Annotated in this window: 23 protein-coding genes and 1 pseudogene; all 24 read left to right on the forward strand. The window is 67.0% G+C overall.

The genetic code is table 11. The features are described from left to right. The first annotated feature begins 36 nt into the window (after positions 1 to 36). Entirely contained in the window at positions 37 to 1,230 is a 1,194-nt protein-coding gene (gene tuf, locus ABZX12_RS33455) for an elongation factor Tu (protein ID WP_355482549.1), read from the forward strand. Positions 1,231 to 1,590: 360 nt separating this feature from the next. Beyond that, on the forward strand, positions 1,591 to 1,899 hold the full coding sequence (gene rpsJ / locus ABZX12_RS33460; RefSeq protein WP_012923688.1) for a 30S ribosomal protein S10: 309 nt from the start codon (positions 1,591 to 1,593) through the stop codon (positions 1,897 to 1,899). A 16-nt stretch (positions 1,900 to 1,915) separates the two neighbouring features. Further along, the gene (gene rplC, locus ABZX12_RS33465) at positions 1,916 to 2,572 is read left to right on the forward strand and encodes a 50S ribosomal protein L3 (protein ID WP_355699448.1); all 657 of its coding nucleotides are present in this window, start codon (positions 1,916 to 1,918) and stop codon (positions 2,570 to 2,572) included. Beyond that, a complete protein-coding gene (rplD, locus tag ABZX12_RS33470; protein ID WP_355699449.1) occupies positions 2,569 to 3,261 on the forward strand; it encodes a 50S ribosomal protein L4 in 693 nt (230 codons plus the stop codon). The genes rplC and rplD overlap by 4 nt, the downstream gene beginning before the upstream one ends. Continuing rightward, the gene (rplW, locus tag ABZX12_RS33475) at positions 3,258 to 3,563 is read left to right on the forward strand and encodes a 50S ribosomal protein L23 (protein ID WP_355699450.1); all 306 of its coding nucleotides are present in this window, start codon (positions 3,258 to 3,260) and stop codon (positions 3,561 to 3,563) included. The genes rplD and rplW overlap by 4 nt, the downstream gene beginning before the upstream one ends. Then, positions 3,563 to 4,396 carry a 50S ribosomal protein L2 gene (rplB, locus tag ABZX12_RS33480; protein WP_355482555.1) on the forward strand — a complete coding sequence of 278 codons (834 nt, stop codon included), beginning with the start codon at positions 3,563 to 3,565 and terminating at the stop codon, positions 4,394 to 4,396. The genes rplW and rplB overlap by 1 nt, the downstream gene beginning before the upstream one ends. A gap of 15 nt (positions 4,397 to 4,411) precedes the next feature. Further along, a complete protein-coding gene (rpsS, locus tag ABZX12_RS33485; RefSeq protein ID WP_130384641.1) occupies positions 4,412 to 4,693 on the forward strand; it encodes a 30S ribosomal protein S19 in 282 nt (93 codons plus the stop codon). A gap of 54 nt (positions 4,694 to 4,747) precedes the next feature. Then, positions 4,748 to 5,185: pseudogene (gene rplV, locus ABZX12_RS33490) on the forward strand (50S ribosomal protein L22); the annotation flags it as partial. 169 nt (positions 5,186 to 5,354) lie between these two features. Then, positions 5,355 to 6,200: a 30S ribosomal protein S3 gene (rpsC, locus tag ABZX12_RS33495; protein ID WP_355699451.1), complete on the forward strand. Its 846-nt coding sequence runs from the start codon at positions 5,355 to 5,357 to the stop codon at positions 6,198 to 6,200. Positions 6,201 to 6,203: 3 nt separating this feature from the next. Further along, positions 6,204 to 6,623: a 50S ribosomal protein L16 gene (rplP, locus tag ABZX12_RS33500; RefSeq protein ID WP_355699452.1), complete on the forward strand. Its 420-nt coding sequence runs from the start codon at positions 6,204 to 6,206 to the stop codon at positions 6,621 to 6,623. Next, positions 6,623 to 6,904, forward strand: coding sequence for a 50S ribosomal protein L29 (rpmC, locus tag ABZX12_RS33505; protein ID WP_355699453.1), 282 nt, complete (start codon positions 6,623 to 6,625; stop codon positions 6,902 to 6,904). Before rplP ends, rpmC begins: the two co-directional genes overlap by 1 nt. Further along, on the forward strand, positions 6,901 to 7,197 hold the full coding sequence (rpsQ, locus tag ABZX12_RS33510) for a 30S ribosomal protein S17 (protein WP_141854802.1): 297 nt from the start codon (positions 6,901 to 6,903) through the stop codon (positions 7,195 to 7,197). Before rpmC ends, rpsQ begins: the two co-directional genes overlap by 4 nt. Before the next feature lie 91 nt (positions 7,198 to 7,288). Beyond that, positions 7,289 to 7,657 carry a 50S ribosomal protein L14 gene (rplN, locus tag ABZX12_RS33515; RefSeq protein WP_012923677.1) on the forward strand — a complete coding sequence of 123 codons (369 nt, stop codon included), beginning with the start codon at positions 7,289 to 7,291 and terminating at the stop codon, positions 7,655 to 7,657. A gap of 1 nt (position 7,658) precedes the next feature. After that, complete coding sequence (gene rplX / locus ABZX12_RS33520) at positions 7,659 to 8,048, forward strand: 50S ribosomal protein L24 (protein ID WP_355699454.1); 390 nt, start codon at positions 7,659 to 7,661, stop codon at positions 8,046 to 8,048. Then, positions 8,048 to 8,620 carry a 50S ribosomal protein L5 gene (rplE, locus tag ABZX12_RS33525; protein WP_355699455.1) on the forward strand — a complete coding sequence of 191 codons (573 nt, stop codon included), beginning with the start codon at positions 8,048 to 8,050 and terminating at the stop codon, positions 8,618 to 8,620. Before rplX ends, rplE begins: the two co-directional genes overlap by 1 nt. 1 nt (position 8,621) lies before the next feature. Next, complete coding sequence (locus ABZX12_RS33530; protein ID WP_012923674.1) at positions 8,622 to 8,807, forward strand: type Z 30S ribosomal protein S14; 186 nt, start codon at positions 8,622 to 8,624, stop codon at positions 8,805 to 8,807. A 94-nt stretch (positions 8,808 to 8,901) separates the two neighbouring features. Next, on the forward strand, positions 8,902 to 9,309 hold the full coding sequence (rpsH, locus tag ABZX12_RS33535) for a 30S ribosomal protein S8 (RefSeq protein WP_131286345.1): 408 nt from the start codon (positions 8,902 to 8,904) through the stop codon (positions 9,307 to 9,309). A 27-nt stretch (positions 9,310 to 9,336) separates the two neighbouring features. Further along, on the forward strand, positions 9,337 to 9,879 hold the full coding sequence (rplF, locus tag ABZX12_RS33540) for a 50S ribosomal protein L6 (protein WP_134107191.1): 543 nt from the start codon (positions 9,337 to 9,339) through the stop codon (positions 9,877 to 9,879). Between the two features lie 2 nt (positions 9,880 to 9,881). Beyond that, positions 9,882 to 10,265: a 50S ribosomal protein L18 gene (rplR, locus tag ABZX12_RS33545; protein WP_133789404.1), complete on the forward strand. Its 384-nt coding sequence runs from the start codon at positions 9,882 to 9,884 to the stop codon at positions 10,263 to 10,265. A 29-nt stretch (positions 10,266 to 10,294) separates the two neighbouring features. Continuing rightward, positions 10,295 to 10,894, forward strand: coding sequence for a 30S ribosomal protein S5 (rpsE, locus tag ABZX12_RS33550; protein WP_355699456.1), 600 nt, complete (start codon positions 10,295 to 10,297; stop codon positions 10,892 to 10,894). Next, complete coding sequence (rpmD, locus tag ABZX12_RS33555; RefSeq protein WP_355699457.1) at positions 10,894 to 11,076, forward strand: 50S ribosomal protein L30; 183 nt, start codon at positions 10,894 to 10,896, stop codon at positions 11,074 to 11,076. Before rpsE ends, rpmD begins: the two co-directional genes overlap by 1 nt. Before the next feature lies 1 nt (position 11,077). Beyond that, on the forward strand, positions 11,078 to 11,518 hold the full coding sequence (rplO, locus tag ABZX12_RS33560; protein WP_167205895.1) for a 50S ribosomal protein L15: 441 nt from the start codon (positions 11,078 to 11,080) through the stop codon (positions 11,516 to 11,518). A 135-nt stretch (positions 11,519 to 11,653) separates the two neighbouring features. After that, positions 11,654 to 12,955 carry a preprotein translocase subunit SecY gene (gene secY / locus ABZX12_RS33565; protein WP_355482576.1) on the forward strand — a complete coding sequence of 434 codons (1,302 nt, stop codon included), beginning with the start codon at positions 11,654 to 11,656 and terminating at the stop codon, positions 12,953 to 12,955. Further along, complete coding sequence (locus ABZX12_RS33570) at positions 12,955 to 13,527, forward strand: adenylate kinase (protein WP_355699458.1); 573 nt, start codon at positions 12,955 to 12,957, stop codon at positions 13,525 to 13,527. Before secY ends, ABZX12_RS33570 begins: the two co-directional genes overlap by 1 nt. The last annotated feature ends 10 nt before the right edge of the window (positions 13,528 to 13,537 follow it).

Consider the following 13,537-nt stretch of genomic DNA (forward strand, 5'->3'; position numbering starts at 1 on the left):
GCGTACGGCGTAGTCAATTTATCTAGGAGGGCCCCAGTGGCGAAGGCGAAGTTCGAGCGGACTAAGCCGCACGTCAACATCGGCACCATCGGTCACATCGACCACGGTAAGACCACTCTTACCGCGGCGATCACCAAGGTGCTGCACGACAAGTACCCGGACCTGAACGAGGCGTCGGCGTTCGATCAGATCGACAAGGCGCCGGAAGAGCGCCAGCGCGGTATCACCATCTCGATCGCGCACGTCGAGTACCAGACCGAGGCCCGGCACTACGCCCACGTCGACTGCCCGGGGCACGCGGACTACATCAAGAACATGATCACCGGTGCGGCTCAGATGGACGGCGCGATCCTGGTCGTCGCCGCCACCGACGGCCCGATGCCGCAGACGCGTGAGCACGTGCTGCTCGCCCGTCAGGTCGGCGTGCCGGCGATGGTCGTCGCCCTGAACAAGTGCGACATGGTCGACGACGAGGAGATCCTGGAGCTCGTCGAGCTCGAGGTCCGCGAGCTGCTCTCGGAGCAGGAGTTCGACGGCGACAACGCGCCGATCGTGCGGGTTGCCGCGCACCCGGCGCTGCAGGGCGACGCCAAGTGGGGCGAGTCGATCATCGAGCTGATGAACGCGGTCGACGAGTACATCCCGCAGCCGGAGCGCGAGATCGACAAGCCGTTCCTGATGCCGGTGGAGGACGTCTTCACCATCACGGGTCGCGGCACGGTCATCACCGGCCGGATCGAGCGCGGTGTCATCAAGGTCAACGAGACCGTCGACATCGTCGGCATCCGTCCGGAGAAGCAGACCACCACGGTCACCGGTATCGAGATGTTCCGCAAGCTGCTCGACGAGGGCCAGGCCGGTGAGAACGTCGGTCTGCTGCTTCGTGGCACCAAGCGCGAGGACGTCGAGCGCGGCATGGTCGTCATCAAGCCGGGCACCACGACCCCGCACACGAACTTCGAGGCGTCGGTCTACATCCTGTCGAAGGAGGAGGGCGGCCGTCACACGCCGTTCTTCCAGAACTACCGCCCGCAGTTCTACTTCCGCACCACCGACGTCACCGGTGTCGTCACGCTGCCCGAGGGCACCGAGATGGTCATGCCGGGCGACAACACCGACATGACGGTCGAGCTGATCCAGCCGATCGCCATGGAGGACGGTCTGAAGTTCGCGATCCGTGAAGGTGGCCGCACCGTCGGCGCCGGCCGGGTCACCAAGATCGTCAAGTGATCTCATGAGGTCCGCGAGGGCTCGAATCTGAGCCCCCGCGGACCTCTGCTTTGCGCCTGATCCGGCGCTCAGGTGGTACCGGATCAGGCGTGAAGCCACCCGATTGGCGTTCCGGCGCCGATCTCTGGCACAATATTCAGGTTGCTCAGGCGAGGCCGCCGGGGCGCGCCCCAGATCTTCTTGATCGGGCTGGTGCGCCGGACCGGAGACCATGCCGAGGTTCCGGTCCGAGACCGGGCCCCGATCTCCTCCCAGGGTCGAAGAAGCGGTGAGTCACGCGCGTGCTGCGAGCGCGACACACCCGACCGCGGGGGTCGGAGCGACGAAGGCGAAGACGATAGAGAAGGACGAAGCGAAGCGATGGCGGGACAGAAGATCCGCATCCGGCTGAAGGCCTACGACCACGAGGTCATCGACAGCTCGGCACGCAAGATTGTCGACACGGTGACGCGTACTGGTGCGAAGGTTGCTGGCCCGGTGCCGTTGCCGACGGAAAAGAACGTGTTCTGCGTCATCCGCTCGCCGCACAAGTACAAGGACAGCCGCGAGCACTTCGAGATGCGCACCCACAAGCGGCTCATCGACATCATCGACCCCACGCCGAAGACCGTCGACTCGCTGATGCGTCTCGACCTGCCGGCCGGTGTCGACATCGAGATCAAGCTCTGAGGGACACGAACAACCAATGAGCAAGCTAAAGAACACGCGCGGTCTGCTGGGCACCAAGCTCGGCATGACCCAGACCTGGGACGAGAACAACCGCGTCGTCCCCGTCACCGTGGTCCAGGCCGGCCCGTGCGTCGTGACCGAGGTGCGTACCTCGGCCAGCCACGGGTACGACGGCGTCCAGATCGCCTTCGGCGACATCGACCCGCGCAAGGTCACCAAGCCGATGCGCGGTCACTTCGACAAGGCCGGCGTGACGCCGCGGCGCCACCTGCTGGAGCTGCGCACCGCCGACGCCAGCGAGTACACGCTGGGCCAGGAGATCAAGGCCGAGGCCTTCGAGGCCGGCGAGCGGGTCGACGTTTCCGCGACCAGCAAGGGCAAGGGCTTCGCCGGTGTGATGAAGCGGCACGGCTTCCACGGTCTGCGCGCCACCCACGGTGTGCACAAGAAGCACCGCTCGCCGGGTTCCATCGGCGGTTGCGCCACCCCGGGCCGGGTCTTCAAGGGCCTGCGGATGGCGGGCCGGATGGGCGCCGAGCAGGTCACCACGCAGAACGTGTCGGTCCACGCGGTCGACGTCGAGCGCGGCCTGATCCTGCTCAAGGGCGCCGTTCCCGGCCCCAAGGGCGGCCTCGTGCTGATCCGCAACGCCGCGAAGGGAGCTGCGAAGTGAGCACCGTCGACGTCGTCGTCGTGAAGGGCGACAAGGTCAGCAAGAAGGGCTCCGCCGAGCTTCCGGCCGAGCTGTTCGACGTCCAGGTCAACGTGCCGCTGATCCACCAGGTCGTGGTGGCCCAGCTGGCCGCGGCCCGTCAGGGCACGCACAAGGCGAAGACCCGGGGCGAGGTGTCCGGCGGTGGCGCCAAGCCGTACCGCCAGAAGGGCACCGGTCGCGCCCGGCAGGGTTCGACCCGTGCGCCGCAGTTCACCGGCGGTGGCGTCGTCCACGGCCCGGTGCCGCGTGACTACAGCCAGCGGACCCCGAAGAAGATGATCGCCGCCGCGCTCCGCGGTGCGCTGTCGGACCGGGCCCGCGACGGCCGCGTGCACGTCGTGGAGAAGTTCGTCGACGGCGAGAAGCCGTCCACCAAGGCCGCGCTGAACGTGCTGGCCGAGACCGCCGAGCCGGGCAAGCTCCTGGTCGTGGTCGAGCGTGCCGACGAGCTCACCTGGCTGAGCCTGCGCAACGTGCAGCACGTGCACCTGATCGCCGCCGACCAGCTGAACGCGTACGACGTTCTGGTCAGCGACGCGGTCGTGTTCACCAAGGGAGCCCTGGACACCTTCGTGGCCGGCGCCCCCAAGGGCAAGTCCGTCAAGGCCGTCGCCACGTCGACTGAGGCCGAGGAGGTAGAAGCATGAGCCACGGAGTCAACAAGGACCCCCGCGACGTGCTGCTCCGGCCGGTCGTGAGCGAGAAGAGCTACGGCCTGCTGGACGAGCAGAAGTACACGTTCGAGGTCGCCCCGAACGCCAACAAGACCGAGATCAAGCTCGCGGTCGAGAAGGTCTTCAAGGTCAAGGTCAGCGACGTCAACACCCTGAACCGCAAGGGCAAGCGCCGCCGGACCCGGTCCGGTTTCGGTAAGCGCCCCGACACCAAGCGGGCGATCGTGACCCTCAAGGGTGACGACCGCATCGATATCTTCGGAGGCCAGTCGTAATGGGAATCCGCAAGTACAAGCCGACGACGCCGGGCCGCCGTGGCTCGAGCGTGGCCGACTTCGTCGAGCTCACCCGTTCGACCCCCGAGAAGTCGCTGCTGCGTCCGCTGCCGAAGAAGGGCGGCCGGAACAACTCCGGCAAGATCACCACCCGGCACCACGGTGGCGGCCACAAGCGGGCGTACCGGCTGATCGACTTCAAGCGGTACGACAAGGACGGCGTGCCGGCCAAGGTCGCGCACATCGAGTACGACCCGAACCGGACTGCCCGGATCGCGCTGCTGCACTACGTGGACGGCGAGAAGCGCTACATCCTCGCCCCGTCCAACCTGCGTCAGGGCACGATCGTCGAGAACGGCCCGGCCGCGGACATCAAGATCGGCAACAACCTGCCGCTGCGCAACATCCCGGTCGGCTCCACGGTGCACGCCGTCGAGCTGCGTCCCGGCGGCGGCGCGAAGATGGGCCGCTCGGCCGGCGCCAGCATTCAGCTGGTCGCGAAGGAAGGCCGGATGGCCACCCTGCGGATGCCGTCCGGCGAGGTCCGGATGGTCGACGTGCGCTGCCGCGCCACCCTCGGTGAGGTCGGCAACGGCGAGCAGTCGAACATCAACTGGGGCAAGGCGGGCCGGATGCGCTGGAAGGGCAAGCGCCCGACCGTCCGCGGTGTCGCGATGAACCCGGTCGACCACCCGCACGGTGGTGGTGAGGGTAAGACCTCGGGTGGTCGCCACCCGGTGTCCCCGTGGGGTCAGCCGGAAGGCCGGACCCGCACCCGCAAGGAAAGCGACCGCATGATCGTCCGGCGCCGCAAGGCCGGCAAGAAGCGCTGATAGGGAGCCGGCCAAATGCCACGCAGCCTGAAGAAGGGCCCGTTCGTCGACCACCACCTGGCCAAGAAGGTGGAGGTGCAGAACGAGAAGGGCACCAAGAACGTCATCAAGACCTGGTCCCGCCGATCGATGATCGTGCCGGACATGATCGGCCACACGATTGCGGTGCACGACGGCCGCAAGCACGTGCCGGTGTTCGTGACGGACTCGATGGTCGGGCACAAGCTCGGCGAGTTCGCCCCGACCCGGACGTTCAAGGGTCACGAGAAGGACGACCGGAAGTCACGGCGTCGCTGACCCCCGGGGGATCAGTGACGAAGCGAAAGCAACCTACGGAGAGATTCGAACATCATGAGCGTTCAAGAGCGTAGGGCGATCAGCGCCCGTCGCGAGAGCCTGCTGGGCGAGCAGCCCGGGGCCTTCGCGGTCGCGCGCTTCGTCCGCGTGACGCCGATGAAGGCGCGCCGCGTGGCCGATCTGGTGCGCGGTGCCGGCGTCGACGACGCACTCGCCACTCTGAAGTTCGCCCCGCAGGCCGCTGCCGCGACCGTGTACAAGGTCGTCGACAGCGCCGCGGCGAACGCCGAGGGCACCGAGCACCTGAGCCGGGCCGATCTGATCGTGTCCAAGATCCTGGTCGACGAGGGACCGACGCTGAAGCGTCACCGCCCGCGCGCCCAGGGCCGGGCCACCCGGATCGACAAGCGGACCAGCCACATCACCGTCGTGGTCGAGCCGCGGGTCACCGAGGAGGCGGCTCCGAAGGCGCCGGCCAAGAAGGCCGCCGCCAAGAAGACCGCTGACCCGGCGGACACGGCCAAGAAGGCTCCGGCGAAGAAGGCGACCAAGAAGGCCGCCGACAAGCCGGCCGAGGCCGCCTCCGACAAGCCGGCCAAGAAGGCGACCGCGAAGAAGACGGCCGCCAAGAAGGCCACCGCTGAGAAGAAGGAGTCCTGACGTGGGACAGAAGGTAAACCCGCACGGGTTCCGTCTCGGCATCAGCACCGACCACAAGAGCCGTTGGTACGCCGACAAGCTGTACAAGGACTACGTGGGCGAGGACGTCAAGATCCGTCGCCTGCTGAGCAAGGGCATGGAGCGCGCCGGCATCTCCCGCGTGGAGATCGAGCGCACCCGTGACCGGGTTCGGGTCGACATCCACACCGCTCGTCCGGGCATCGTCATCGGTCGCCGCGGCGCCGAGGCGGACCGGATCCGGGGCGGCCTGGAGGAGCTCACCGGCAAGCAGGTGCAGCTCAACATCCTCGAGGTGAAGAACTCCGAGGTCGACGCCCAGCTGGTCGCGCAGGGCGTGGCCGAGCAGCTGTCCGGCCGCGTGGCGTTCCGCCGCGCGATGCGCAAGGCGATGCAGACCACCATGCGTGGCGGCGCCCTGGGCATCCGGATCCAGTGCTCCGGCCGGCTCGGTGGCGCGGAGATGTCGCGGTCGGAGTTCTACCGCGAGGGCCGCGTCCCGCTGCACACGCTGCGGGCCGACATCGACTACGGCTTCTACGAGGCCCGGACGACCTTCGGCCGGATCGGCGTGAAGGTCTGGATCTACAAGGGCGACGTCGCCGGCTCCCGCGCCGAGCGCGAGGCGCAGGCTGCGGCCCGGGCCGCCACCCAGCAGCGTCGGCCGGCTCGCCGGGACGACCGCGGTGGCCGTGGCGGCGAGCGTGGTGACCGCGGTGGCCGTCGCGACGACCGCCGGGACAACCGCCGCAACGACAACGCCGCTGCTCCGGCAGCGGAGGCGCCGGCGGCCGACAAGCCCGCCGAGACGACCGGAACGGAGAGCTGACCGATGCTCATCCCCCGCAAGGTCAAGCACCGCAAGCAGCACCACCCGAAGCGCTCCGGCGCGGCCAAGGGCGGTACGACGCTGGCCTTCGGTGACTTCGGCATCCAGGCGCTGGAGAGCCACTACATCACCAACCGGCAGATCGAGGCCGCGCGTATCGCGATGACCCGGCACATCAAGCGTGGCGGCAAGGTGTGGATCAACATCTACCCGGACCGTCCGCTGACCAAGAAGCCGGCCGAAACCCGGATGGGTTCCGGTAAGGGTTCGCCGGAGTGGTGGATCGCCAACGTGAAGGCCGGCCGCGTGCTGTTCGAGCTCTCCGGTGTTCCGGAGGACATCGCTCGCGAGGCGATGCGCCGCGCGATCCACAAGTTGCCGATGAAGTGCCGCTTCATCACCCGAGAGGCAGGTGAGAACTGATGGCTACCCTGACCGCCGCCGAGCTGCGGAACCTGGGCCGGGACGAGTTGCTGACGAAGCTCGGTGAAGCCAAGGAGGAGCTGTTCAACCTCCGGTTCCAGGCTGCCACGGGCCAGCTGGAGTCCCACGGCCGGCTGCGCGCCGTCCGCAAGGACATCGCCCGCATCTACACGGTGTTGTCCGAGCGTGCGCTCGGTATCACCGAGGAGGTCGACGCCCCGGTCGAGGCCGAGGCTGCCGCCGAAGAGACTGCGGACGACAGTGAGAAGGCCAACGCATGACCGAAAACGTGAAGGACGAGACCGTGAGCACGACCGCCGAGGCGCGAGGCCGCCGGAAGACCCGTGAGGGCCTGGTGCTGAGCGACAAGATGGACAAGACCGTCGTGGTCGAGGTCGAGGACCGGGTGAAGCACCACCTGTACGGCAAGGTCATCCGGCGCACCAGCAAGCTCAAGGCGCACGACGAGCAGAACGCCGCCGGGATCGGCGACCGCGTCCTCCTGATGGAGACCCGGCCGCTGTCGGCGACCAAGCGCTGGCGCGTCGTCGAGATCCTCGAGAAGGCCAAGTAGTTCCCGGCTGCGGCCGGCAACCATTCGAAATTATTCGTTCCGCAAGGCTCGGCCCAGCTGAGAACCAGCGAGACAACCAGGAGATCAACAGATGATCCAGCAGGAGTCGCGACTGAAGGTCGCCGACAACACGGGCGCGAAGGAGATCCTTTGCATCCGCGTTCTCGGTGGCTCCGGTCGGCGCTACGCCGGTGTCGGTGACACGATCGTCGCCACCGTCAAGGACGCGATCCCCGGCGGTGGTGTGAAGAAGGGTGACGTCGTCAAGGCGGTCGTCGTGCGGACCGTGAAGGAGCGCCGGCGTCCGGACGGCTCCTACATCCGCTTCGACGAGAACGCCGCGGTGATCCTGAAGGCCGACGGCGAGCCGCGCGGCACCCGTATCTTCGGGCCGGTCGGCCGGGAGCTGCGCGAGAAGCGCTTCATGAAGATCATCTCGCTCGCGCCGGAGGTGCTCTGAGATGGCTGCCCAGAAGAAGCTGCACGTGAAGAAGGGTGACCAGGTCCGGGTGATCTCGGGTCGCTCGAAGGGCCTCGAGGGCAAGATCATCCAGGTCTTCCCGAACGACGAGAAGGTCATCGTCGAGGGCGTCAACCGGGTGAAGAAGCACACCAAGGTGCAGCAGGCCCAGCGCGGCGGCACCACCGGTGGCATCGTCACCCAGGAAGCCCCGATCCACGTCTCGAACGTCGCCCTTCTGGTCGAGGTCGAGAAGGACGGCAAGAAGCAGAAGGTGACCACCCGCGTCGGCTACAACCGCGTCGAGGTGCAGAAGCGCCGTCCCGACGGTTCGACGTACACCGGTTACCGGAGCGTCCGGATCGCCCGGCGTACCGGCGAGGAGATCTGATGAGCACCGCAGTTACCGAGAACAAGGTCCAGCCGCGGCTGAAGACGAAGTACCGCGAGGAGATCGTCGGCAAGCTGCACGAGCAGTTCCAGTTCGAGAACGTCATGCAGGTGCCCGGGCTCACCAAGATCGTGGTGAACATGGGCGTCGGCGAGGCGGCTCGCGACTCGAAGCTGATCGAGGGCGCGGTGAAGGACCTGGCCGCGATCACCGGCCAGAAGCCGCAGGTCACCAAGGCCCGTAAGTCGATCGCGCAGTTCAAGCTGCGTGAGGGGATGCCGATCGGCGCGCACGTGACGCTGCGCGGCGACCGGATGTGGGAGTTCCTGGACCGGCTGCTGGCGCTCGCGCTGCCCCGGATCCGCGACTTCCGCGGTCTGTCCCCGAAGCAGTTCGACGGCACCGGGAACTACACCTTCGGTCTGACCGAGCAGGTGATGTTCCACGAGATCAACCAGGACCGGATCGACCGCGTCCGGGGCATGGACATCACCGTGGTGACCACCGCGAAGAACGACGACGAGGGTCGGGCCCTGCTGCGGGCGCTCGGCTTCCCGTTCAAGGAGAACTGACGTGGCGAAGACAGCACTCAAGGTCAAGCAGGCCCGGAAGCCGAAGTTCGCGGTGCGTGGCTACACGCGCTGCCAGCGCTGCGGCCGGCCGAAGGCGGTCTTCCGCAAGTTCGGCCTGTGCCGGATCTGCCTGCGGGAGATGGCGCACCGGGGCGAGCTGCCCGGCGTGACCAAGTCCAGCTGGTGACCGTCTCCACCCCAGAACTTCTCCCCATTCACCACCATCTAGTCACCGTAGGTCGCCGAACGGCGAAACCACGGCGGGAAAGAGGCCCCAGGCCATGACGATGACCGACCCGATCGCAGACATGCTGACGCGTCTGCGCAACGCCAACCAGGCGTACCACGAGTCGACCTCGATGCCGTACAGCAAGATCAAGCAGGGCATCGCCGACATCCTCCAGCAGGAGGGCTACATCTCCTCCTACAAGGTGGAGGAGCCCAAGGAGGGCACCGTCGGCAAGACCCTGATCGTCGACCTCAAGTTCGGCCCGAGCCGGGAGCGCTCCATCGCGGGTGTTCGGCGGATCAGCAAGCCGGGCCTGCGGGTCTACGCGAAGTCGACCAGCCTGCCCAAGGTCCTCGGTGGCCTGGGCGTCGCGATCATCTCGACGTCCCAGGGTCTGCTGACCGACCGTCAGGCCAAGAACAAGGGCGTTGGCGGGGAAGTCCTCGCCTACGTCTGGTGACGAAGAAACCGGAAGGAGGACCACTCAATGTCTCGCATCGGTAAGCTCCCGGTCACGGTCCCGTCCGGCGTCGACGTCACGATCGACGGCCAGACGGTCACCGTGAAGGGTCCGAAGGGTCAGCTGTCGCACGTCGTCGCTGAGCCCATCGCGGTCAACCGGGACGAGGACGGCGCCATCGCCGTGACCCGCCCCGACGACCAGCGCAAGAGCAAGGAACTGCACGGCCTCTCCCGCACCCTGATCGCCAACCTGGTGACCGGCGTGACGGACGGCTACGAGAAGAAGCTCGAGATCGTCGGCGTCGGGTACCGCGTCCTGTCCAAGGGACCGACCCAGCTGGAGTTCTCGCTCGGGTACAGCCACACGATCACGGTCGACGCCCCCGAGGGCATCACCTTCAACGTGGAGGCCCCGACCCGGTTCTCGGTCATCGGCATCGACAAGCAGTCGGTCGGTGAGGTCGCCGCCAACATCCGCAAGCTGCGCAAGCCCGAGCCGTACAAGGGCAAGGGTGTGCGGTACGCGGGCGAGCAGGTGCGCCGCAAGGTCGGAAAGGCTGGTAAGTAACCATGGCGATCGGACTGCGTCCGCACAAGCACTCCGCCAAGAAGACGTCCTCCCGGCTGCGTCGGCAGATCCGGGTCCGGAAGAAGATCAACGGCACGGCCGAGCGGCCGCGGCTGGTGGTCTCGAAGTCCTCGAAGCACCTGTTCGCGCAGGTCATCGACGACGTGGCCGGCAAGACGCTGGTTTCGGCTTCCACCATGGAGGCCGACCTGCGTGGCGCGGAGGCGAACAAGACCGACAAGGCCAAGACCGTCGGCGGCCTGATCGCCGACCGGGCCAAGGCAGCCGGCATCGACTCGGTCGTGTTCGACCGGGCCGGGAACAAGTACCACGGCCGCATCGCGGCCCTGGCCGACGCCGCCCGCGAGGGCGGGCTCGGCTTCTGACAGGCGATCAAGGAAGAAGGTAGTTCGACATGAGCGGAGGCCAGCAGCGTCGCGGAGGCGGCGCCGGTGGTGAGCGCCGTGGCCGCGACGGGGGTCGTGGTCAGCAGGCGGACAAGACCGCCTACATCGAGCGCGTGGTAGCCATCAACCGGGTCGCCAAGGTCGTGAAGGGTGGTCGTCGCTTCAGCTTCACCGCCCTCGTGGTCGTCGGCGACGGTGAAGGCACCGTCGGTGTGGGTTACGGGAAGGCCAAGGAGGTGCCCGCGGCGATTGCCAAGGGCGTCGAGGAGGCCAAGAAGGCGTTCTTCAAGGTGCCGCGGATCCAGGGCACCATCCCGCACCCGGTCCAGGGCGAGAAGGCTGCCGGCGTGGTGCTGCTGCGCCCGGCCGCGCCCGGTACCGGTGTGATCGCGGGTGGGTCGGCGCGCGCCGTCCTGGAGTGCGCCGGGATTCACGACATCCTCAGCAAGTCGCTGGGTTCCTCGAACTCGATCAACGTGGTGCACGCCACGGTCGAGGCGCTGCGGAACCTGGAGACCCCGGAGGCCGTGGCCGCGCGCCGTGGTCTGCCGGTCGAGGACGTCGCCCCGGCGGCCCTGCTGAAGGCGCGGGCGGAGGTGGCTTCCTGATGGCACGCCTGAAGGTGACCCAGATCCGTTCGGGCATCGGTGGTAAGCAGAACCAGCGCGACACGCTGCGCACCCTGGGCGTCAAGCGGATCGGCGACACCGCCGTCCACGAGGACCGCCCCGAGGTTCGCGGCATGGTCCGCGCGGTTCGCCACCTCATCACCGTCGAGGAGGTCGACTGACATGGCGCTCAAGGTTCACCACCTGCGTCCGGCGCCCGGCGCCAAGACCGCCAAGACCCGCGTGGGTCGTGGTGAGGGCAGCAAGGGCAAGACCGCCGGCCGCGGTACCAAGGGCAGCAAGGCGCGTAACAACATCCCCGAGTACTTCGAGGGTGGCCAGATGCCGCTGCACATGCGGCTTCCGAAGCTGAAGGGCTTCAAGAGCAGGAACCGGGTGGAGTTCCAGGTCGTTAACCTGGACAAGCTCGGACAACTGTTCCCCGAAGGTGGCGAGGTCGGCGTGGCCGACCTGGTCGCCAAGGGCGCGGTCCGTCGCGGTCAGCCGGTCAAGGTGCTGGGTGACGGCGAACTGACCGTGGCACTGCAGGTCTCGGCGCACAAGTTCTCCAAGTCCGCCACGGACAAGATCCAGGCGGCCGGGGGAACCACGACCGAGGTGTGACACGAGGTCCAGGGCTCGTAACGATCGGTGCTTGATATCCTGCGCCGGTCGGACGAGCCCTGGTTCGTCTCTTGCCCAGAGGCTTAGCTAGGCCCCTGCCGTGCCCGCGGCCAGGGAAACTTGTGGGAGGACAGGGTGTTAGGCGCCTTTGCCAACGCGTTCAAGACTCCGGACCTGCGCCGGAAGATCTTGTTCGTGCTCTTCATCGTCGTGATCTTCCGGATCGGCTCGGTCGTTCCGGCGCCCGGTGTGAACGTCCAGTCGCTGCACACGTGTATCAAGATCTCGCAGGGCGGCCAGAACGCCAACCTGTACAACTTGATCAACCTGTTCTCCGGCGGCGCGCTGCTGCAGCTCGCGATCTTCGCGCTCGGCATCATGCCGTACATCACCGCCAGCATCATCCTGCAGCTGCTCACCGTGGTGATCCCGCGGCTGGAGTCGCTGAAGAAGGAAGGCCAGGCGGGTCAGGCCAAGATCACGCAGTACACCCGGTTCCTGACCGTCGGTCTGGCGATCCTGCAGTCGACCGCCTTCGTGGCGCTCGCCCGGACGCCGGGCCGGCTGTTCCAGGGCTGCAGCGAGCCGCTGCTGTACAAGGACGACTGGTTCACGATCACCGTCATGGTGCTGACCATGACCGCCGGTACCGGCGTGATCATGTGGCTCGGTGAGCTGATCACCGACCGTGGTGTCGGTAACGGTATGTCGATCCTGATCTTCACCCAGATCGTCGCGACCTTCCCGACCCAGCTGTGGAGCATCCGCAAGCAGAAGGGCATCACCACCTTCGTCGTGGTGATCGCGATCGGCCTCGTCATCATGGCGGCGGTCATCTTCATCGAGCAGGCCCAGCGCCGGATCCCGGTCCAGTACGCGAAGCGGATGGTCGGCCGGAAGATGTTCGGCGGCACGTCGACGTACATTCCGCTGAAGGTGAACCAGGCCGGTGTCATCCCGGTCATCTTCGCCTCCAGCCTGCTGTATCTCCCCGTTCTGGTCAGTCAGTTCCAGCAGGGCAAGAGCTGGTCCAACTGGATCCAGGGCAACTTGGTCAAGGGCGACCACCCGATCTACATGGCGACCTACGTCGCTCTGATCATCTTCTTCACGTACTTCTACGTCTCGATCACCTTCAACCCGAAGGAGGTCGCCGACAACATGAAGAAGTACGGCGGCTTCATCCCCGGGATCCGGGCGGGTCGGCCGACCGAGGAATACCTGAAGTACGTGTTGGACCGCATCACGCTGCCCGGCGCGATCTACCTCGCGGTGATCTCGATGATCCCGCTGGTCGCTCTCGTCCTGCTGAACGCGAGCCAGAACTTCCCGTTCGGCGGTACGTCGATCCTGATCATGGTCGGTGTCGGACTCGACACCGTGAAGCAGATCGAGAGTCAGCTGCAGCAGCGAAACTACGAAGGGTTCCTGCGCTGATGAGAATGTTGCTGATGGGTCCGCCCGGGGCGGGCAAGGGCACGCAGGCAAAGGTGCTTGCGGAACGCCTGAATATCCCGGCCGTGTCCACCGGCGACATCTTCCGTGCGAACGTGAAGGACGAGACGCCGCTGGGTGTCGAGGCGAAGCGCTACATGGACGCAGGCGACTACGTCCCGGACGAGGTCACCAACGCGATGGTGCGGGACCGGCTGTCCGAGGCCGACGCCGGCGACGGCTTCCTGCTCGACGGGTACCCGCGGACGCTGGCCCAGGTCGGCACGCTGGACGACATCCTCGCCGAGCACGGGCACAAGCTGGACGCGGTGGTGGCGCTGGTCGCCGACACCGACGTGCTGGTCGGCCGGATGCTCAAGCGGGCCCAGACCGAGGGCCGCACGGACGACTCCGAAGAGGTTATCCGGCACCGGCAGGACGTCTACACCGCCGAGACCAAGCCGCTGCTGCGGGTGTACGCCCAGCGCGGCCTGCTCGTCGAGGTGGACGGCGTCGGCGAGATCGACGAGGTCAGCGAGCGCGTGCTCGCGGCCCTCAAGACCGTCACCGAGTAAGTGATGTGCA

This window comes from Kribbella sp. NPDC003505 (genome assembly GCF_040610875.1).
GTDB lineage: Bacteria > Actinomycetota > Actinomycetes > Propionibacteriales > Kribbellaceae > Kribbella.